This window comes from Alicyclobacillus fodiniaquatilis, from assembly GCF_042678105.1.
Taxonomy (GTDB): Bacteria; Bacillota; Bacilli; order Alicyclobacillales; family Alicyclobacillaceae; genus Alicyclobacillus; species Alicyclobacillus fodiniaquatilis.
Genome location: NZ_JBHUCX010000021.1, coordinates 14251 through 33932 on the forward strand (window position 1 = coordinate 14251; position 19682 = coordinate 33932).

Genomic DNA, 19682 nt, shown 5'->3' on the forward strand with positions numbered 1-19682 from the left:
GAGAGGATGTAACCAGTTGAGCCTAGTTTTATCTCACGTGTCGAAATCCTACGCAGGCAAATGTGCGATTCAGGATATCTCCTTCAGCGTGAAACAAGGACAAGTATTTGGTCTCCTTGGATTGAATGGCGCAGGAAAATCGACGACCATTCGAATTATTCTCGACATCATGGAGGCGGATGCAGGTCAGGTGCTCTGGCGAGATCGACCCGCGAAAGCGCTCCCCCGGCCGACGTTTGGGTACTTACCCGAAGAACGCGGATTGTATCCGAATATGAAGGTGATGGAACAACTTGTGCTCTTCGGTCGGCTGAATGGTCTTTCTATATCTGCAGCCACAGAACGAACCAACGCTTGGTTGAATCGCTTTGAGATCCCAGATTACGCGTCGAAACTCGTACGCGATTTATCGAAAGGAAACCAGCAAAAGATCCAGTTTATCGCCTCGATGCTTCATGGACCTGAATTGTTGATCCTCGACGAGCCCTTTAGCGGGCTGGATCCGGTGAATACTTCGCTTTTCAAATCGGTGTTTCGCGAGCTTGTGGACGGCGGTACGACGATTTTGTTCTCTAGCCATCAGCTCGATCACGTTGAAGAACTGAGCCATTCTGTCGGTATTATACATCAGTCGAATTTGGTGCTCAAAGGAGCGGTATCGGATATTTTGTCCGCCGAACAGCCCACAGAGATTCGAATTTGTGCATCAGAAGAGGCCGTTCGCGCGGTACTTGCGCCCGATGTAGCAGCGGCAATCCAAACAGACAAACGAGATCGCTGGATTTCTATTCCTGCCAACGGCATTGATGCAGAGAAGCTTTTAAAGGAGTTAATTGACTCGGGGACGATGGTGAGTCATTTTGAACTCGTCCGCCCGACCTTACATGACATTTTCCTCGGGAAGGTAGGGAAACTTGGATGAGCGCTTTTTGGATACTTGTGCACAAGGAGTTCCACGGACGCGCGTCGCGCCGCGGGTATTGGATATTCACGATTGTTGGACTTGCCATCCTGATTGGTCTGACGTTTCTGCCGGGACTGCTTTCCTCCATCAACGACAAATCGAAATCAACGGTCCTCATCGCGGATCCAAAAGGCATATTGGCACAAGAAATGATTGCACAGGCCGCAAGCGATCCCTCGACATATCATTTTGTCCTCAAACAAAGCAAGCTCGATTCGGCTGGATTGACCAAGGCTGCGTTGGCAGAGAAAGTGAAAGCAGAACATAGCCACTTGTTGATAACCATCAATGGAGACACACCGCGCTCTGCAAGTGTTACAGTACAAGAAGTGGGCTCCGTAGATCCGTCGCTCGTTTCGAGCGTAGAAACACTGGCCCAGAAGGAAATTACGGCGGCTCGAATCGCTTCACTTCCTACGTCTACCCAGACAACCCTCACTGCGCCTATTCATACGCACGTGATTCAGTTGCAAGCTGGGGCGAAGTCGAATAGTCAGCTGTGGGAATCGAGAGCTGTGGTCTACTACATGCTGATTCTGCTCTTCGCGACCATTACCATTTATGGCAGTTGGGTCGCACAGGGGGTCGTCCAAGAGAAGTCCAACCGCGTGATTGAAATGATGCTCGTCACAACGAAACCTTGGCAGATTTTGTTCGGGAAAATCGTCGGGATTGGATTCGTCGGAATTCTACAATACGTCATCTGGATAGCTGGTGCGGGTGTAGCTTTTTCGTTGCGTAGCCACCTAGCAGCGTCCGCGTTCACGGATGTGCCGATTGCGACACTTGCGCTCATGCCGGTCTTCTTCGTGATTGGCTATATATTATACGCGACGCTGTACGGCATTGCGGGTTCTCTTGTCACTCGCGTTGAGGAACAGCAAATGGCCTTGACGCCAGTGGTACTGCTCATGCTCGTGCTCTTCTATGTTTCGCTCTTTGGTGTGCTGCCCGCCCCAGATTCGACGTTTTCCATCGTTGCGTCGTTTGTCCCCATCATCACGCCAATGGCGATGTTTACACGTACGGCGCTGTCCGTGCAGGGGGTCTCAGCGTGGCAAATCATGCTGTCGATTTGCTTGACGCTCGCTTTGAATGGTGTGCTCGTATGGTACGGCGCATCTGTGTACAAGCGTTTTGCGCTTCGAAATTCGGGCAAGAGCAGTTGGAAGCTCCTCTTTCAACGAACAAAGGAATCGGACGGCACCAAGGCTTATTGAACGGTATACGCTGTGTAGAAATTCAAAATGGTGGTTTCCAGGCTGTGCTGTGAGGTGGGTAACGAAATCTCTTCTCTGCCAAAGAAAATATTTTCCCCCTGCGCCATGTACGCAATGCCGTTGGTTTCGTAACCTGGATTTGGTGATTGGAGCGAATAAGCCATTGTATTTTGATTGATACGCGACATTGATGTGAAAGCTGGGGGTGAAAGTGGCGGGTACCCCTTTTCGGAGGCCCACTGTTTCTGATCGGGGAAATAAGTGCCAATATCTCTAATTCCGCAAGCCTGGCATCCGCCATCATCTGCAAGTGTCATATTTTGGTGACTGTCGGATGGGGAGTGTAAGGTAAATTGCTCTGACCCGTCTGCGCCAACAGTCGCTGAAGTCGGAGTCCAACCGTTCGGGCCGAGGAATAGTGTGCCTTGATTCTTGTAGCCTTCGTTCACCCAGTATGCCGTCAATGCATCCACTTGATTGCTCGGAAGATTGAAATGGACTGGCGGTAGTGGGTTGACTGGATTTACAGGTGGGGCGGTCGCGTAAGAGACGCCATAAGTTGCCTTGATGCCCACGACGGGCAAGGAGAGAGACTTGCCGTCATCACAGATTATGGATACGGTTGGACCGGATGAGGTGGGTTTCTTGTCCGATTGAACTTTGGTTTTTTTACCGGATGGCAGTGAAAACTTTTTGGCTTTTGAAGGTGTGGCATGTTGCGCAGGTGTACTGGAGTTGGCTGGCTGTGTAGCGCATCCGGTGACCAACAGTATCGGCAATAGTGGAATGATGCTGCTGATACGACTTCGCATGCCTTGATTCCTCCCTGAAAGATTAAACGCTTGGTTCGCGTTTGCTTTCCGTAAAATGATGTTGAACCACATTGTATCACTTCATTCGTGACCATCATGTTCAAAATCGTGGGTCGATTCTCTCTTAGAGTGTTCTTTAGGTGGGAATTCTAACACATGACTGGGTGAGGGGAGTGTACAATAGAAATGAAAAGACTGATAGCGGTGATTTCAGACTCCTCTGCTACAATACTAGAAATATCTCTCGTGTAATCATTAGGAGGTTTGTTGGATGGCAGGGCAAAAAACAGCCGCTTACGGCAGTTGGAAATCGCCAATTTCTTCGGACATGATTGTGCAGGGCACAATTTCACTCGTCGGCATGTGTTTCGATGGGGCTGACAGGTATTGGGTGGAAGCCCGCCCGTCTGAAGCGGGCCGCAATGTACTGATGCGCCAGGCAGCAAACGGTATGGTGGAGGAAATTACGCCAGCCCCTTTTAACGTGCGCGATCGCGTTCATGAATATGGTGGCGCGCCGTTCGTCATCCACGAGGGTATGGTTTACTTCTCTAATTTCGCCGATAATCTCCTCTATGTCCGCAAACCGGACGGTACGATTGAGGCCATGACGTCAGATACGAAAAAATACTACGCGGACGGCGTGATCGATCCATTGCGCAACCGGCTCATCCTCGTTCGTGAAGATCATACCAACTCTGATATCTTTGCAGAGACCACGCTGGTAAGCATGAATGCGGATGGATCAAACGAGCAGATTGTCGTCTCCGGCAATGATTTTTACGCGAATCCGCGGTTCAGCCCGGATGGTCGACATTTCGCTTGGCTTACTTGGAACCATCCGAACATGCCGTGGGATGAGACGGAGTTGTGGGTGGCCGACGTGATGGCGGATGGATCACTCCAAAATGAGCGGAAAGTGGCAGGGGGCAATCAGTCGTCTGTGATTCAGCCAGTTTGGTCACCTGACAACCAACTGTACTTTGTGTCGGACAAATCGAACTGGTGGAATATCATGCGGCTGGAGCATGACGGAGCGGTGACGACTGTGTGTCCGATGGAGGCAGAGTTTGGCTCGCCGAGTTGGGCATTTGGCATCTCCGATTACGCATTTGTCGATCCCGATAACATCATTTGCACCTACAGCCAAAATGGTCGTAAGTACCTCGCCACGCTTGGTGTTGCGTCTGGCATGCTTGCACTGGTGGAGACGGAGGACACGTATTTTACATCCATTCACAGCAATGGCGGTAAAATTGGCTATATCGGCGCCTCGCCAGTCTCATTCCCGCATATTGTGGTGTCGAACCCGGATGGCAGTGAGGTGGAGGTTCTAAAGTCAAGCGCGGCGCTGCAGGTGAGTGATGATTACATATCTGTGCCGGAGTCGATTGCCTTTCCAACGGAGGGTGGCAAGACGGCATATGCAATCTTCTATCCGCCGAAGAACCCGGATTTTGTGGCGCCTGGGCAGGAGAAACCGCCTCTGTTGGTGCATGTGCACGGTGGACCGACAGCGGCGAGTCAGGCTGTTCTCAATCTATCAACGCAGTATTGGACGAGCCGCGGGATTGCCGTGGTCGACGTGAACTACGGTGGATCCACCGGGTATGGACGGGAATATCGGGATCGATTAAAGGGGAATTGGGGTATCGTCGACGTGGACGATAGTGCGAATGCCGCCTTGTATCTAGCGAAACGTGGGGATGTCGACGAAGACCGACTTGCGATTGCTGGCGGCAGTGCCGGAGGTTATACGACGCTGGCATCGTTGGTATTCAAGGATGTCTATCGTGCGGGGGCCAGTCACTTTGGACTCAGTGAGCTCGAGGTGTTCGTGAATGAGACACACAAGTTCGAGTCCCGTTACATGGATGGACTGCTTGGTCCCTATCCCGAGGCGAAAGATGTATATTACAACCGTTCACCAATCAATTTTACGGATCAGCTTTCCTGCCCGGTCATCTTCTTTCAAGGCTTGGATGACAAAATTGTCCCACCGAACCAGGCCGAGTTGATGGTCGAGGCATTGCGCAAAAAGGGATTGCCCGTGGCATATGTGGCGTTTGCGGGAGAGGGACACGGCTTTCGGATGAGTGAGAACATCAAGCGTTCTCTAGATGGCGAGTTCTACTTCTACAGTCGGGTGTTTGGTTTTACACCGGCTGATGATATTGAGCCAGTCCAGATTGACAATATGTAAGCAAGTGGATAAGTGATATGAGCATTGCCCTTCAATTGCTCGGCTGATGCGTATGTACACGCTTATTTTCTAACGGAGTGAGCAGCAAGTTTTTCGGGAGGTGATATAGGCTTAAGCTTGGTGTCTAGTCATTCAATTGACGGTCATCATTAAATCGCAGTTGACAGATAGAAATGATAAACATTAAAATAATGAAAAATTACATTACAGCTGATCGGTCCACCGAAGGCTCATTCTCGTCTCTTACTTACCTGACTTGTTGCAGGAGAGCAGAGGCAGAGTGGGCCTTTTTGTGTTCCTACAAGGGGGGAGAACAACGATGGGGGATACCCGACTACTCATCCGGTCCAGAGATGACATCATCAACTTTGTTAACGATGCGCCAAACCGCAAGGGCGGGTTGCTGATTATTTTTGTGGCACTGGGCGGAATCTTTATTGATGCATATGACTTTACGAGTATCAGCATTGGCAACGCGCAAATTCAGAAGGTATTTCATCTGTCCGCGTTCGGGATGGCGTCGGTTACCGCAATCATGGCACTAGGCGCGTTGATAGGCGCGCTGTTTGGGGGATATATTGCCGAGAAATTCGGGCGCAACAAAGTATTTCTCTTTGATCTTCTGTTGCTCATTGTCGCGACGTTTGGCGCTAGCCTGTCTACGCTGTTTCCCATACTTTTAGGATTTCGGTTTTTGATGGGCGCTGGTGTAGGCATTGATATGCCAGTCGCGCTGAGCTTCATCGCAGAGTTCAGTAATCTCAAGAGCAAAGGCAAGTACACAAATTTCTGGCAAGCATTTTGGTATGTCGCTACAGTATCTACTGGGCTGGTGGACTTGGTTTTATATGAACTTGGCGTCGGCGCATCGCTTTGGCGCTACGCTGTAGGATTTGGCGGGGTGGTCTCCATCATCGTCCTCATTCTACGATTCATTTATGTCAATGAGAGTCCAATGTGGGCGGCGAACAATCTCGCAATTGAGGAAGCTGCACGAATTGTGGAGAAGACATATCACATCCAAACCGTCGTGGAGAGCAGCACAGCGGAACAACCCAAAGCTTGGAAACCGAAGTATTCAGCCATTCTATCCAAAAGGTATCGAGCACGAACGATCATGGGTACAGTCATTTCAGCCACACAGTCCATGCAGTATTATTCGATTGGGTTCTATATACCAGCCATCTCCGCGCTTATCTTCGGGAAGTCGATGATCAACAGTATCTCCGGCACGATTCTGTTCAATTTGTTTGGCATATTGGGAGGATTTGTCGGGGCTTATCTGACAGCGCGATATGGCATGCGGAAACTGACCATTTGGGGATTTGTGCTTGTCATCGCGAGTTTGTTGTTCGCCGGGTTGAAAACTGGCAATTCTGTATTGTGGCTTTCTGCATTACCCATTGCGGTTTTTATCTTCGGTCACTCTGCAGGTCCTGGGGCACAAGGGAAGGCAATTGCAGCAAACTCATATCCGACGGATCTGCGCCCACTCGGAACGGGTGCAGCCGAGGCTGCCAGCCGTATAGGAAACATCATTGGAATCTTTTTCTTCCCAATCATTTTGTCTGCGTTGGGACTGTCTGCTACGCTGCTCATTTTGATCATTTGCCCGGCCATTGGGTTAGTGACCTCCCTGCTCATTCGTTGGGATCCCACTGGCAAAAACCTTGAACAAGAACTGTCGGAAACTGTGCTTTCCGATTCAGATACTGTGCCGCTGGGGTAATTCGAACGAATATCTTTAAATATGATAGCGTCAATAAGGTGGTGGGCGTATGACAAGTCGCATGTATATTGATGGCCAGTGGGTTGAGTCTGTCTCGGGAGAGGAATTCCCTGTCGTCAACCCAGCTACGCTTGAAGTCGTCGGTCATGTGCCGTCCGGCAACCAAGAAGATGTAAACCAAGCAGTTGCCGCAGCACATCGAGCGTTTTCTTCATGGTCGAAAACAACGTCACTGGAGCGTTCGAACTTGCTCTATCGCGCCTTCGAAATTCTCTTGGAGAGAACGAATGAAATTGCGAAAATTTTAACATTGGAGCAAGGGAAACCGCTCGCGGAGGGCTTGGGCGAAGTCAAATTTGCGGCAGAGTATCTTCGCTGGTACGCCGAAGAGGCGCGCCGGATCTACGGAGACACCATTCCGGCGTCGGCCACACATAAGCGTATTATGGTCATTCGCCAGCCGGTTGGTGTCGTGGCTGCGATTACGCCGTGGAACTTCCCCGCGCAAATGGTTACGCGCAAGATTGCCCCAGCGCTCGCGGCTGGATGTACCGTCGTGCTGAAACCATCTGAGTATACCCCGCTTACCGCCATCGCGCTGTTTTCCGTGTTTGAAGCTGCAGGATTCCCTGCTGGGGTGGTCAACCTTGTGTCGACAAGTCCAGGGGACGTGTTCGGGGATGCGATTCTAGCTGACTCGCGGGTTCGCAAGATCACGTTCACTGGATCGACCCACGTTGGCAAGTACTTGATGAAAGGCGCTGCCGAACAGGTGAAGCGCGTTTCCATGGAACTCGGTGGCAACGCGCCTTTTGTCGTGTTTGAAGATGCCGATTTGGATGCTGCAGTCGAAGCGTGTGTTGTAAGCAAATTCCGGAATGCCGGCCAAACGTGCGTTTGCGCGAATCGTGTGTATGTTCATCAGCGCGTGATCGACGAATTTACGCACAAACTGAAAAATCGGGTCGAGCGTATGAAAGTTGGGAATGGGCTTGAAGCGGGCGTAGAGGTTGGCCCTGTCATCCACGCAGACGCGCTGAATCGAATTCAAGCGCAGGTGGACGAAGCGGTGAAACATGGGGCGCGCGTCGTACTTGGTGGGGGACCCGTTACGCCATCCGGGCTCAAAGGGGCCTTTTTCGCGCCGACGATTCTGACGCAGGTTTCAGACACGATGCGGGTGTGCCAGGAAGAGACGTTTGGGCCTGTCGCACCCATGATTCCTTTCACGTCAGAGGAACAGGTCGTGGCGATGGCCAATCGCGTGGAATATGGACTCGCCGCCTATGTATTCACGCGTGATCTCGATCGCGCTTTACGCCTGGGAGAAGCACTGGAGTACGGTATCGTGGGCCTGAATGACCCACTGCCCGGCGTCGTGCAGGCGCCGTTTGGCGGTTGGAAGTCTAGCGGGATTGGTGCCGAGGGCGGCTATTACGGACTGGAATCCTTCCTGGAGTATAAGTACATGTCAATTGGCTTGTCGCGTTGATGAGACGCACAACAGATGGGAGCGAACAGGATGAAGATTGGATTTGTCGGTGTTGGCAAAATGGGTGGCGGGCTGGCAAGAAATCTAATTCGGCGCGGCTATGATGTCAGCGTGTTTGATTTGAACCAAGCAGCCGTTGAGCGAGTGCTCGAAGTTGGGGGGAAAGCTGCGGCTTCTATCACAGATTTCTCCTCCACAGCAGATGTCATTTTCACGAGTCTGCCGATGCCGAGGCATCTCACCGACTTGTTGATTGACGAAGAGAGCCTATTGGGGCAAATGAAGGCAGGGGCGGTCGTGATCGACGTGAGCACGATTGATCCGTCGACGGCTCGAAGGCTGTCGGATTCCGCTTCACAAGAGGATGTGGATTTCCTGGCATGTCCGCTAGGCAAGGGCCCGGCACAGGCGGAAGAGGGGACCCAACCCATCTATGCTGGCGGGCGACCGGATGTTTACCAGAAATATGAGCCGCTGCTGAAGGACATCAGTACGTCTGTTCACTATTTGGGAGATGTGGAGCAGGCAACCGCATTTAAAATCGTCAGCAACCTCATTGGGATGACGAATGCACTGGTACTGAGTGAAGGGCTTCGCATTGGCGAACGGGCTGGTATCGATCCGGTGCTGTTGCAACAACTGTTGGCAACCACGGGAGCAGACTCGTACCAATTGACGTTGCGTGGACCAAAAATGCGAAACGGCGATTTTACACCTGGATTTTCAATTCATCTGACGCGAAAGGATGTTGGTCTGGGGGTCGGCATGGCGAAGGAATTGAATCAGCCGTCTCCTTTCACCGAGCTGGCATTGACGTATTTTGACAAAGCGGTAGATGCTGGCTTGGGCGACGAGGATTGCGCTGCTGTCTACAAACTATTCGATGAAGTGGCGCCTGTAAGGGGAGCTGGGACATGAAAATTGTGAATGTTGAACCCATTGTCCTACAGGTGCCGCTTGACGCTCCGGTTGTCACCAGCTTCGGCACAATGACCTCTAGGACGAGCGTATTGGTTCGTGTGGAAGCAGATACTGGGGAATACGGAATTGGCGAGATGTGGAACAACTTTCCGAGCTGGGGGCTCTATGAAAAACTAACTACACTGAAATATGGGACTGCACCTTTGTTGATCGGAGAGGACCCAACGCAAATCACTAAAATTCATGACAAACTTCTGCGTGCACTCACGGTGATGGGGCTACAATGGGGGGCGTTGGGGCCAATTTACCACAGTGTGAGTGGCCTTGACATTGCTTTGTGGGATCTGCTCGGCAAACATAGGGGCCAGTCTGTCGCGGAACTCCTTGGTGGCCCCATTCAGCAATCTGTCGAAGTTTACGCGAGCGGTCTTGGCCCTGGTCCATTCGCAGAACTGGTTGAACAGCAACTTGCCGTGGGTGTGAATGCATTCAAATTGAAGGTTGGGAAGGATGAACAACAGGATCTCGTCAATCTTCAGCAGATAAGGTCACTTGTGCCTCCATCGGCGCGGATAATGATCGATGCAAACCAGGCCTGGGATCGCGCTACAGCGATTCGTGCGTTGCAACGGTACCGGGATTTTGACTTAACGTGGATTGAGGAACCGTTGCGCTGCGACGACTATGAAGGGTTGCCAATCGTTCGTGCGCAGGCGGGTGTCCCAATTGCCGCTGGGGAGAACATTTACGGTGTCAGACAAGCGCGCATGGTGATGGAGAAACACGGGGTCGATGTGATTCAGCCTGACCTCAGCAAACAAGGTGGGATCACCACGTCCCGCAGTATTGTGGAGATGGCCGCGAGTTGGGAAGTTCCATATGCGCCGCATTTTCTAGGAGGAGCTGTATGCTTGGCTGCAAGCATACATTTTGCCGCTGCACTGCCTGGAAATATGATTCTTGAGTTCGATGCCAATCCGAACCCGCTCCGGGAACGACTGTTTACTAAGTCTATGCAAGTTGTCGACGGGCGAATTGCAGTGCCGAACGAACCTGGGTTAGGTTTCGCCTTGGATGACGAGTTTGTCCAGTTCCATCAAATTCAACTGACGGATATCTCATTTTAACAGTGGGGAGGCCTTTGGGGCCGTGGGCTAGGCAAGTTTCGGATGAGTCACCGATGGTACGAATCAAACCTAGGAGCACAGGCCTCGATTGGTGCGGGGCCTGTTGTTTTAGGATAACTTCGTACAAGTTCTACTTCCGATAGTCGGGGATTCGGTCTACATCGACGGATACATAGAGACGGCCGTTGCCTGTCAATAATGGAGTGCGTGTAAAGACACCGGAATACGCGGCGGATCGAAATGATTCATGGTTGAGTATCCCTCTCTATCCATGCAGTGTGGGTATGTTCGTGACAAGTTCTACTAGAAAAGTGCCAGTGATAATATAACCTATCCCGCCAAAACCATATGCTACCGTGAGACAGTAGAAAAAACGGTCTCGGTTCCCCTTGGTTCTCACGGTCGATTGTCGCTGTGTCAATCCTCCAGCGCGGTCCTTCATCCAGAGAATGGACGGGATACCTAGCAAGACGGTCAAGCACATCAGCTCCAACCAGGTACCCTGCCATCCGAACGAGTGATTGGCTGTGGGGACGAGTAATCCTGTGATGCCGATGCCGATTCCCACTCCGCCATATAACACACCTGATAACGAGGAACGATTTTGCCTCGCCAACTCATCTAACACGATACTGGATACTAAAACATAAACGAGTCCGCTTGCCGTTCCTGATATGAATCTCATCGCAGACCAAACCCAGGCATTCGAAGATATCGACATGGCTCCGGTAGTTGCCATGCATAGTATGAGCGATGAACGATAGGTAACCAGGGCAGCCGAACAACTGGGATATGTCCAATCGAACATCACAGCGCGCATTCAGAACCTCGAACATGAGCTCGATACAACCCTATTTCACAGACTGTCGCGAGGCATGGCGATGACATCGAACGGAGAAAAATTGCTTGTTTACGCGGAGAAAATTCTGCACTTGTGCATTGAGGCGGAACAAGCTGTGCGAGATTCTGACACACCCAGTGGAACGCTTCGCATCGGCGCGATCGAATCCGCTACAGCGATCCACTTACCAACCATTCTATCTCAATATCACGAAGCGTTTCCCAACGTCGAGTTATCATTAGCGACAGGTTCGACCATCCAGTTACTGGATTCTGTCTTAAACTACGACATCGAAGCGGCGCTCGTTACAGGACCAGTCGATCATCCATCTCTGCAACATACTGCCGTGATCGAAGAGTCTCTTGTGCTGGTTTCTAATGCGAAACATACGAGCTTTCCTTTGGCCAATGAGCATGTAACTGCGCTTGTGTTTCGGGAAAGGTGTGCCTATCGCAAACGGCTCGAACAGTATCTAGATGATCTTGGGGTGAAATCAATCAAGCTGATTGAGCTTGGAACCTTGGAAGGCATCCTTGGATGTGTGGCCGCTGGGTTAGGGGTATCACTCGTTCCAAGAAAGGTTGCCAGTGAAGCGAGATATCCGCTGGCTGTGCATCAAATTCCCGACAGGTATCGTATTGCCCCGACGGTTTTAGTTCGGCGAAAAGATGGATATGTCTCATCTGCATTGACTCAATTCATCGAAATTGTTCGAAGCAGTGTCGATAGTTTGGAGGCCGATATCGGTTAGACGACAAAGTTTTAAGCTTCACGGGCATCCACCGTGACTGTAAGGAATCCGCGTGAAGAGGAATTACAAAGGGAAATCACAATATACTGTTAGAAAGTACATAGAATGTGTGGATACTTGCATGTATATGTCATATTTAGCCGTTGTCTTCCGTCACACATGGTTTACGGTATAAACGAGATCTTTATCTAAAATTTACGATAACTTTATATATTTATGTTATGATGCCCTGAAACTGACTTCCAAAATGAGAGGACGGGAAATATGTCTCGCGAGAACCTATTTCAGCGGCGGGCTGTAAATTGGTTAGGGATGGCAGGGTTTAGCCGAAACATTGGTTATGGCGCAAACAAGGTCTTTACAGGACCCATGCTTACGTCTCTCAAGGCGTCACAGCCGCTCATCGGCTTTATTCTCGGACTAGAAGGGCTTATGGGTCTATTGATGAATCCGCTCACGGGCTGGCTTAGTGACCATACCACCAAGCCTGGGTTTCGACGCAAAATCTACGTGGGAATTTGTCTTCCAGGTGCGGCGCTGGCATGGCTGTTATTCTATTTTCTACATAGCCCGATACCCGCCATGCTTCTCATCGTCATTTTCTACTTGTTTCAGCAGAGTGTCATCAGTCCCTATCAAGCGTGGATGCCCGAAATTGTTCCGCCCGCGAAATGGGGCGTGGCATCAGGTATCTTGAATTTGTGGTGGCTAGCAGGAAACCTCGTGGCATTCCTAGTCGTCCCGATGGTCTGGACGGTGAATCACGTCGCAGCTTTTGTGTTGACATCTGCACTGATGGTATTTGGTGGCCTCGCAACAGTCATTGGTGTACCCGAACGCGTCGTGGATCCCCTACAATCCCGCACAAACAAGCTCTCCTACAAAGTATTGCGACAACGCGATCTCGTTTTGTTTTTTATCGTTCATTTTTTATCCTGGTTATCTTACGAAGCACTCGCATCGTTTTTTACGTTGTTTATTATTCATGTCGTCAAAGGATCGCAAATGGATGCGGCCTTTGCGATGGCCCTGTTTACTGCAACAGGCATCCTGACCGCTTTTCTGGTGGGACGAATGTATCGTAAGATATCTCCAAAAATGCTACTCTCGATCTCGCTTTTTTGTTATGGTGTTCTCTCACTTGCCGGACTCGTGGTCCACAGTTTGACAGCTGTCTTTATTGTCGTTGGAATAGAGGGTGTTTTCTGGTCGATGAACTTGACGGTATCATTTGCGCTTGCATCAGACTTACTCCATCAAATCATCCACGATGAACAGCTAGAGGAGCGTTTGCGCGGTGGGTTGTACGGAGTTACTACAATTATGGAATCCGTCGGCTTAATGATTGCCGCGCCGTTAGCCGGATTGGTCATTTCATGGTCGGGCAGTTATTCCGCGGTGTTCCTTGTGAGTGCAATCAGTAGCATTGTGTCCATATTTTTTGTCGTAGGCATACGTTTGATGAAGCCATCTGATATAACCATAGAAGCCAGCATGGATGCATCGAGCGGGCGCAACTTATAGGCGAGATGAAAATCCTAAGAACTCGTAAAGCATTCGAATGAGGGCGTGCAGTGGATGACTTTCCAAGCGCGTGTTGTTATCGAGAGATTAGTCTATTGTGCTTTTACATAAAATAAAATTAAATCTCATCTTAAAAGGCGTGAGTCGTTTAGGATGGAGGTTCATTTCTTGACGGTGGGTGTTTATGTGGGAATACATGCATTTTTCAAAAGTTTAAACGAATTGGAACGTATTTACCGTGCTCCAGGGAAGTTCAAATTCGAAGAGCACAATATTTCAAGTCACAGTTTCAAGGTTGCTCAATATGCGCAATTTTTGGGGACTGTCGAAGAAATGCATGGGGCCGACATTGACTGGAGAGCGCTTTATGAGAAGGCGCTGAACCATGATTATGCAGAAGTGTTTATCGGAGATATTAAAACACCGGTGAAGTATGCTTCGATGGAACTGCGCAAGTTGCTTTTGGATGTGGAAGAAGAAATGACAAAGAAATTTATCGATAAAGAAATCCCAGATGAATTTAAGGATCTTTACCGCGAGAAATTGAAGGAAGGCAAAGATAACACGGTCGAGGGAAAGATTCTACAAGTGGCAGACAAGATGGACCAGGTATACGAAGCGTACCAGGAAATCCAGAGAGGAAATACTGAACCTGGTTTTGTGACGATGTACAAAGATGCGTTGAACGTGATTCAAAATGTAGACTTGCATTGCGTTGCGTATTTTTTAAATATCATTTTGCCTGATATGCTAAGCGAACGGCAGGCTTCTGGAATTGACCTTAAAGCGATTACCAACGAGGTATTGAGCAGCAAATAAAAAAGCAAGCCTGGGGAGCTTGTGGCCCTAGGCTTTTTGCTTTAGGAAACACAATATCTGTGTTTTTAGTATTACATCAAAACTGTCCATAAAAATCGGGTTTGTCATCTGTATTTTCCCTTAGTGGACGCGAACTGGTTTCTTTGTCCAAATGCTGAGGTCCTGGTTGATGAGGGATTCCAGTTGCAGAATGTCCTGCGAGAAGTATTCCTTCAATTCTGCGCGGGTCTCAGGGAGCATAGATACCTTTTCAAGCGCCATCGACTTCGCTCGAAGACCCAGACGTTCGCGTACGGGATCAGGAAACAATGGTTTTATCATTTCCTTCAGACCGTTGGGCTTTGATATAAAATCATACAGCCATTTGGACTTGGGCAATCCAGATTCGTTAATGCGAAGGGAAGTGTCAACGGGGACGTCGGGATCGACATTGAGAAACTGTAGTACACCACGAACTACGGCTTCCGGATTGCGCACAAATTCTTCAAACAGCAGGATTTTTACTTGTTTTGGACCAAATATTTCGAGGAACCGTTTCACTTGCTGTGAATACAGTCCAAGTTCTCGATACAGCCACATGGGCTCATAGTGCATGGCTTTGCGTTTTTCTTCAAGCGCCAGGCTCTCCTCGAAAGAAAGCGTCTCTCGAGCATCGCGAATCAGGTGCATGTAGGCAGAGAACGCTCTATCGACTGGGTTGCGGAGCAGAATGATGATTTTCGTTCCGGGAATCTCCCCGTGAATACGTTCAGCTGTCCCCGGATAATACAAATAAAATACCGATGACTCCCCGACCGCTGACTCATTTCGGACGTCGTCGAACAACTGTTGATAGGCCATTCTATCCCGAATCGTATACATATTCATACCTTCATCGCCTGGACCTTCAAACTTTGCCGGAAAGTCGGGAATCGAGAAGAGATGAGCCTCTTTCTTCGGTGGAATGTAAACGTCGGGATGCTGGCCCAGGTATCTGTCCAGTGAGCTAGTTCCACTCTTGGCTGCACCTACAATTAGGAAATTTGGCAACAAAACGCACACCCTCCTAGATGGTTCGTAGATGTTCTACTGGGGCACTTCACCTAAACAGGACACATTTTTCTCATTTCGATTCTAGCCAACAAAGTTGATGGCATTATAAACGTTCGATGAACGGAAGCTAAAGATTGTGTAACGACAGGGAGATGGGTAGAAGAATGCCCGCTGCTATGCGAATTATCGGGTATAGCAGCGAGTTTGTAGATGATTCCGCGTACTTTGATGAACGTGGGAAATGGTGGTTATGAGTGTAAAATACATCCGGCGCCTTCGCTGAGATTTATGGGCAGTATAAGTTTAATCTCTCCTGTAAACTTTTTACGATCTCTTCTGGCATTTCCCTGACCTTGACATCCGCACCTAGGAAAAGCAGCCAATTTGTTATTTCTGTCAATTCCTCGGGTTGATTAACATTGATAAATGTCCTTAGAATAGCTGTGGCTTGGTAAGGGCTCGTATAGGAAATGGAAACTTTCAAAGGGTGGTATTTTTTGAACTGGGCAATCGCTTTTGGACCCAGTTCAAGGACAAGGTTGATTGCTTCTTCTTGCTTGCTTAGTTTTTCTACAATCTTTTTCTTACTTAATCGCTCTTTCATCGGGCAGGGTTGGACATGGATGAGCTGATCAACAGGGAAAATCTGTTTCCTCTCTTCCTTTAAGCCAAAGCCTTCAATGAACCAAAGGCTTTTTTCACGATAAAGGTGCAAAAGATAAATTGGATAAGACTTTGTTATGCCCTCTTCTGTGACCGTAATCAGTAAATAGTTGTCCAAAAGAAGGAGTTGGATGAGTTTTTCTAACATGGGGTGGGGGAGGTCTGAAAGTTCAAGCAGGTCGGGATTATTGGGGTTGGTCCCTTCAAAAAGCAAGATTTGATTTAAAAGAACAAGGTCATCTTGCTGGTTTTCTGAGATGAGGCCAAGTAATTTTTCAGCTAAAGACTGACGACTCTTTAGATAGGGCAATTGTTGATTTCTTGTGGCCATAAAGGCGATGAATAGGGCTTTGACCTCATTATCGGTAAATCGAACAACGGGCAGGACAGCGTTGCGCATGACCACATAACCGCCATCTCTTCCAACTTCACCTACAAGCGGCATGCCCATTGCCTCAATTTCTCTGATATCTCTGATCGCTGTCGAACGAGAAATATTAAATTCTTGCATGATTTCCGAAATTGTAAAGCGGCCGCGATTGTTGATATACCGCATGATGATATTGATCCGTTCAACTTTTTTCATTGGTCCTCCGAAACAGTATCATTTTTTGACATAATTTAAGGCTAATATATAACCATGAAGTGAGAAATACCAGTCATTAAATTCATTTAAATGGAGGATTCGAACATGGAAAATTATTCTCTGGAAGAAAAAGATGGTTTTATTGTTGTAGGTTTTGGAACTGAGCTGAAGAGCCATTACACAGACTTTGCTGGCTTAAACAAGGAAAAGTCAGATTTTTGGCAGGCTGTCAGTGAAGATGGAAGACTTGACACTTTGAAAGCCATCGCTGCAAACGATTATGTGTTTGCTGTGAACGAAGCGGTGAATAATAAGATGATGCATTATGCTGGCGTCATGACAGAGGCATCAGCACCTGAAGAAGCGAGGGTTATCCAATTTCCTAAAGGGAAATACCTAGTTGTCAAAGGCGAAGGAAAGACGACTGATGAATTGAACAATAGGCTTGCTGGCGTTGCTTTTGGCCAAGTCTTGCCTGAAGTGAAGGACTTTGCCTATGTTGGTGCGCCAAACACAGCTGTTGAAATGGGGCAGCGAAACGGCTTCGTTTATGGTGAAATGTGGATTCCGGTTGTAAGTAAATAAAGTGGTAAAAGGATGGGCAGAAGTGTCTTATATCGTTGATTTTAAAAATGTGTCAACAATTGGGTTAACGTCTTCCCCTGTAGCGGAAGCGCTTGCTGGTTTACGGGGTAATGAAGCCCGTTATTTGATGAACAAATACAAGCATGAATTTACGGTTGTACCAGCCAGTGAAAGCCAGGAGACCCTTGATTATGTGAATCGAATTTTGAAAGAAGAACGTGATATTGAATTTGCGACAAAACCTCTAGAAACGTCGCGGTTTCAAGTGGAAAACATCAAATTTGCCTACGTCTTTTATGAGGATGGCCTTGGGCTCAATGTCATGTATACGGTTGATGATCCGAAGAAGCGGGCTGTTGGTTTAAAGCTTTCTGAGGGGATGGAAGTCCCAAAGGAGTTAGAAGGCAAGTTTAAGTTTGCTAGGCAGAAGTCTAAATTAGCAGGAACAATTCGCGGCACGTTTTTTGTAATTAAAGGAGAATATTAGAGTCACAAGCTCAAGTCTACGTCAAAGGTGCTGTGTAAATGAGCTAGATAAGGTACTCCCAGCTTGCGGGGGGTACCTTATTTGGCGTCAAATTCGGACATGGTGACCTGCATCGAGTTCAACCACGGTCCGACTCGATGCGGTGCGTGCGTGGAGGACAGCGGCGGTGGTCAGGCAACCGAGGCCGCCGCTGATGATCGCGATCGACGGGCGTGGTTGGACTCATTCTGCGTCACCGAACCATGCGCGGAGCGCTGTCGCGATCGGCCGGGTTAACGAGCTCCAGCACACGTAGCCGTCGGGTCGTACCAGAACCGCCTCCAGTTCTGGCCAAGGTAGCCTTGGGACATTCGTGCGAATGATCCGATCTGCCCATGGCGCAGCCGCCTCCAAATATATCCGGTCGGTCGCAAGTAATACACCTTTGCCGCTATGGAAAAGTTCGCTTACCCAGCCGTCCCCGGTTTCGAAATCGGGCAGTCGAGTGCCTACGTGACCTTCGCCGCCATAGTCGATGCCGAGGCCAGTGATCATTCCTGCGATGTGTCGGTTCGCCTCGGGGATTTTCATCAGTTCAGCAAAGATCTGCCGCAGCGCGATGTGTTGAGGATCACGCGTGCCAAGAGCACCTTGGGCGAGCGTGTTGTCGAGAACGCGCTTTCCGACAGCATGCCTTTCGGCCTGGTAGGTATCGAGCAGTGTCTCCGGGGCTGTACCGCCGAGGACGGTTGCAAGTTTCCAGCCTAGGTTGAAAGCATCTTGCACACCGAGGTTGAGACCTTGTCCACCGGTCGGCGGATGGATGTGCGCGGCGTCACCAGCGAGAAACACCCGGTCATAGCGGTATTTCTCAGCCTGCCGTGTTGCGTTGCTGAATCGCGATGCGTGCCGGATGTCCAGCAACTCGTATTCGTCGGTGTAGAACCGTCGAAAAGCGGCAGTCACCTCTTCGTCCGTGACGTCGGTACGTTCGGTCTGCCCATCGAAATACACGAAGCGGAATAGACTCGCCTCGCCGAGCGATACGACGCTCGCGAATGATCCGTCCGGGTTAACCCGCCTGGTCTGGCCCATCGACGCCCAAAGGGTCGGCGGCTCTGCGGTACCTGCACCGAGGATGACATCGGCAATCGTCGTGTAGCGCGTCGCGTCTGTGCCGGGGAAAGGGTCGCCAAGCAGCTTACGCACCGTACTTCGGCCCCCATCAGCAGCCACCAAATAGGACGCCCGAAGCGTGCTTGGGCCGATCGCTGTGACTCCCTCGGAGTCTTGTTGGAGGTCTGTGAGTTTCCATCCCCGGCGCAGTTCACCTCCGAGTTCTGCGAGGCGCTCTTCAAGAACCGCCTCGAGGTGCCACTGCAGGAGCCCGATCTGATATGGGTATCGTGTGCCGAGACCGTCATAGCTCAATGGGATGGTCGCAAAATGCCCCTCCGTCACACGTGCGATGGCGTGTTCGCTGGCGCGGGCGAGCAAACCTCTCAGGTCGAGTACTTCGGCCGTGCGAGGTTGCAGGCTCATGGCCTTGCTTTGCCCGCTGCGTTCCGTGAGCGCGTCAACGACGATGACCTTGGTTTCGGCTAAAGCCAACTCGGTCGCCAGCATGAGACCTACTGGTCCTGCGCCAACCACAATTACATCCGTATCCATATGCTTTCCCCCTGCGAAATTGTTAATTCAAACATTAAACCCACACTGTGTGTGGGAGAACTGAACAGGGTGCCATCCTTAAATTGAGGAAGCCTTCTCTCAAACCATCAAGATGAGGATATACCTGTACGACGAATCTAATCAGAATTGAATCCTGTGCCCATAGAATGACTGCTGTTTATGAACTGAATGTGAACCAAAGCGACTAAGGGAACCTCAATAGCGACTCTCCATGGTGATCGAAGACCATATACGGCTGTACATACATCAACTTGT

17 protein-coding genes and 1 pseudogene are annotated in these 19682 nt (G+C 49.7%); 13 read left to right on the forward strand and 5 right to left on the reverse strand.

Going from position 1 to position 19682, the window contains the following annotated elements:
* The first annotated feature begins 16 nt into the window (after positions 1-16).
* Positions 17-922 carry an ABC transporter ATP-binding protein gene (locus tag ACFSB2_RS08620; protein ID WP_377942633.1) on the forward strand — a complete coding sequence of 302 codons (906 nt, stop codon included), beginning with the start codon at positions 17-19 and terminating at the stop codon, positions 920-922.
* Positions 919-2184 (forward strand): ABC transporter permease, encoded by a 1266-nt coding sequence (locus ACFSB2_RS08625; protein ID WP_377942634.1) that lies wholly within the window; start codon positions 919-921, stop codon positions 2182-2184. Before ACFSB2_RS08620 ends, ACFSB2_RS08625 begins: the two co-directional genes overlap by 4 nt.
* On the opposite strand, the gene ACFSB2_RS08630 is transcribed toward ACFSB2_RS08625, so the two are convergent.
* Complete coding sequence (locus ACFSB2_RS08630) at positions 2178-2996, reverse strand: DUF4850 domain-containing protein (protein ID WP_377942635.1); 819 nt, start codon at positions 2994-2996, stop codon at positions 2178-2180. The genes ACFSB2_RS08625 and ACFSB2_RS08630 overlap by 7 nt on opposite strands.
* Before the next feature lie 271 nt (positions 2997-3267).
* On the opposite strand from ACFSB2_RS08630, the gene ACFSB2_RS08635 reads away from it, so the two are divergent.
* From ACFSB2_RS08635 to ACFSB2_RS08655, 5 genes are all read left to right on the forward strand, one after another.
* Positions 3268-5199, forward strand: a complete 1932-nt coding sequence (locus ACFSB2_RS08635; protein ID WP_377942636.1) for a S9 family peptidase — start codon at positions 3268-3270, stop codon at positions 5197-5199.
* Between the two features lie 319 nt (positions 5200-5518).
* Positions 5519-6928: an MFS transporter gene (locus tag ACFSB2_RS08640; RefSeq protein ID WP_377942637.1), complete on the forward strand. Its 1410-nt coding sequence runs from the start codon at positions 5519-5521 to the stop codon at positions 6926-6928.
* Positions 6929-6977: 49 nt separating this feature from the next.
* Positions 6978-8420 carry an NAD-dependent succinate-semialdehyde dehydrogenase gene (locus tag ACFSB2_RS08645; RefSeq protein WP_377942638.1) on the forward strand — a complete coding sequence of 481 codons (1443 nt, stop codon included), beginning with the start codon at positions 6978-6980 and terminating at the stop codon, positions 8418-8420.
* A gap of 30 nt (positions 8421-8450) precedes the next feature.
* Entirely contained in the window at positions 8451-9338 is an 888-nt protein-coding gene (locus tag ACFSB2_RS08650) for an NAD(P)-dependent oxidoreductase (protein WP_377942639.1), read from the forward strand.
* On the forward strand, positions 9335-10468 hold the full coding sequence (locus tag ACFSB2_RS08655; protein ID WP_377942640.1) for a mandelate racemase/muconate lactonizing enzyme family protein: 1134 nt from the start codon (positions 9335-9337) through the stop codon (positions 10466-10468). The genes ACFSB2_RS08650 and ACFSB2_RS08655 overlap by 4 nt, the downstream gene beginning before the upstream one ends.
* Positions 10469-10733: 265 nt before the next feature.
* Here ACFSB2_RS08655 and ACFSB2_RS08660 read toward each other — a convergent pair whose 3' ends face one another.
* Positions 10734-11288, reverse strand: a complete 555-nt coding sequence (locus tag ACFSB2_RS08660; RefSeq protein ID WP_377942641.1) for a YbfB/YjiJ family MFS transporter — start codon at positions 11286-11288, stop codon at positions 10734-10736.
* Between ACFSB2_RS08660 and ACFSB2_RS08665 the strand changes: the two are divergent.
* From ACFSB2_RS08665 to ACFSB2_RS08680, 4 genes and pseudogenes are all read left to right on the forward strand, one after another.
* Positions 11245-11355, forward strand: a pseudogene (locus ACFSB2_RS08665) (LysR family transcriptional regulator); the annotation flags it as partial. The gene ACFSB2_RS08660 and the pseudogene ACFSB2_RS08665 overlap by 44 nt on opposite strands.
* Positions 11350-12060, forward strand: coding sequence for a LysR substrate-binding domain-containing protein (locus ACFSB2_RS08670; protein WP_377942707.1), 711 nt, complete (start codon positions 11350-11352; stop codon positions 12058-12060). The pseudogene ACFSB2_RS08665 and the gene ACFSB2_RS08670, both read left to right, overlap by 6 nt.
* A 264-nt stretch (positions 12061-12324) precedes the next feature.
* On the forward strand, positions 12325-13584 hold the full coding sequence (locus ACFSB2_RS08675; RefSeq protein ID WP_377942642.1) for an MFS transporter: 1260 nt from the start codon (positions 12325-12327) through the stop codon (positions 13582-13584).
* A 186-nt stretch (positions 13585-13770) separates the two neighbouring features.
* Positions 13771-14403: a YfbR-like 5'-deoxynucleotidase gene (locus tag ACFSB2_RS08680; RefSeq protein ID WP_377942708.1), complete on the forward strand. Its 633-nt coding sequence runs from the start codon at positions 13771-13773 to the stop codon at positions 14401-14403.
* Between the two features lie 120 nt (positions 14404-14523).
* Here ACFSB2_RS08680 and ACFSB2_RS08685 read toward each other — a convergent pair whose 3' ends face one another.
* Positions 14524-15444 (reverse strand): sulfotransferase family protein, encoded by a 921-nt coding sequence (locus ACFSB2_RS08685; RefSeq protein WP_377942643.1) that lies wholly within the window; start codon positions 15442-15444, stop codon positions 14524-14526.
* 277 nt (positions 15445-15721) lie between these two features.
* Complete coding sequence (locus ACFSB2_RS08690) at positions 15722-16684, reverse strand: helix-turn-helix transcriptional regulator (RefSeq protein ID WP_377942644.1); 963 nt, start codon at positions 16682-16684, stop codon at positions 15722-15724.
* 105 nt (positions 16685-16789) lie between these two features.
* Here ACFSB2_RS08690 and ACFSB2_RS08695 point away from each other — a divergent pair, with 105 nt between their 5' ends.
* Both ACFSB2_RS08695 and ACFSB2_RS08700 read left to right on the forward strand, forming a co-directional pair.
* Positions 16790-17269: a GyrI-like domain-containing protein gene (locus ACFSB2_RS08695; RefSeq protein ID WP_377942645.1), complete on the forward strand. Its 480-nt coding sequence runs from the start codon at positions 16790-16792 to the stop codon at positions 17267-17269.
* A 22-nt stretch (positions 17270-17291) separates the two neighbouring features.
* Positions 17292-17756, forward strand: a complete 465-nt coding sequence (locus ACFSB2_RS08700) for a phage tail protein (protein WP_377942646.1) — start codon at positions 17292-17294, stop codon at positions 17754-17756.
* Between the two features lie 222 nt (positions 17757-17978).
* Here ACFSB2_RS08700 and ACFSB2_RS08705 read toward each other — a convergent pair whose 3' ends face one another.
* A complete protein-coding gene (locus ACFSB2_RS08705) occupies positions 17979-19406 on the reverse strand; it encodes an FAD-dependent monooxygenase (protein WP_377942647.1) in 1428 nt (475 codons plus the stop codon).
* Between the last annotated feature and the right edge of the window lie 276 nt (positions 19407-19682).

What these genes read in the sequence shown, in the direction of transcription:
- ACFSB2_RS08630 (WP_377942635.1), bottom strand. Translation starts at nt 2,996, where the DNA reads ATGCGAAGTCGTATCAGCAGCATCATTCCACTATTGCCGATACTGTTG.
- ACFSB2_RS08670 (WP_377942707.1), top strand. Translation starts at nt 11,350, where the DNA reads ATGACATCGAACGGAGAAAAATTGCTTGTTTACGCGGAGAAAATTCTG.
- ACFSB2_RS08625 (WP_377942634.1), top strand. Translation starts at nt 919, where the DNA reads ATGAGCGCTTTTTGGATACTTGTGCACAAGGAGTTCCACGGACGCGCG.
- ACFSB2_RS08640 (WP_377942637.1), top strand. Translation starts at nt 5,519, where the DNA reads ATGGGGGATACCCGACTACTCATCCGGTCCAGAGATGACATCATCAAC.
- ACFSB2_RS08650 (WP_377942639.1), top strand. Translation starts at nt 8,451, where the DNA reads ATGAAGATTGGATTTGTCGGTGTTGGCAAAATGGGTGGCGGGCTGGCA.
- ACFSB2_RS08705 (WP_377942647.1), bottom strand. Translation starts at nt 19,406, where the DNA reads ATGGATACGGATGTAATTGTGGTTGGCGCAGGACCAGTAGGTCTCATG.
- ACFSB2_RS08675 (WP_377942642.1), top strand. Translation starts at nt 12,325, where the DNA reads ATGTCTCGCGAGAACCTATTTCAGCGGCGGGCTGTAAATTGGTTAGGG.
- ACFSB2_RS08690 (WP_377942644.1), bottom strand. Translation starts at nt 16,684, where the DNA reads ATGAAAAAAGTTGAACGGATCAATATCATCATGCGGTATATCAACAAT.
- ACFSB2_RS08645 (WP_377942638.1), top strand. Translation starts at nt 6,978, where the DNA reads ATGACAAGTCGCATGTATATTGATGGCCAGTGGGTTGAGTCTGTCTCG.
- ACFSB2_RS08635 (WP_377942636.1), top strand. Translation starts at nt 3,268, where the DNA reads ATGGCAGGGCAAAAAACAGCCGCTTACGGCAGTTGGAAATCGCCAATT.
- ACFSB2_RS08695 (WP_377942645.1), top strand. Translation starts at nt 16,790, where the DNA reads ATGGAAAATTATTCTCTGGAAGAAAAAGATGGTTTTATTGTTGTAGGT.
- ACFSB2_RS08655 (WP_377942640.1), top strand. Translation starts at nt 9,335, where the DNA reads ATGAAAATTGTGAATGTTGAACCCATTGTCCTACAGGTGCCGCTTGAC.
- ACFSB2_RS08660 (WP_377942641.1), bottom strand. Translation starts at nt 11,288, where the DNA reads ATGCGCGCTGTGATGTTCGATTGGACATATCCCAGTTGTTCGGCTGCC.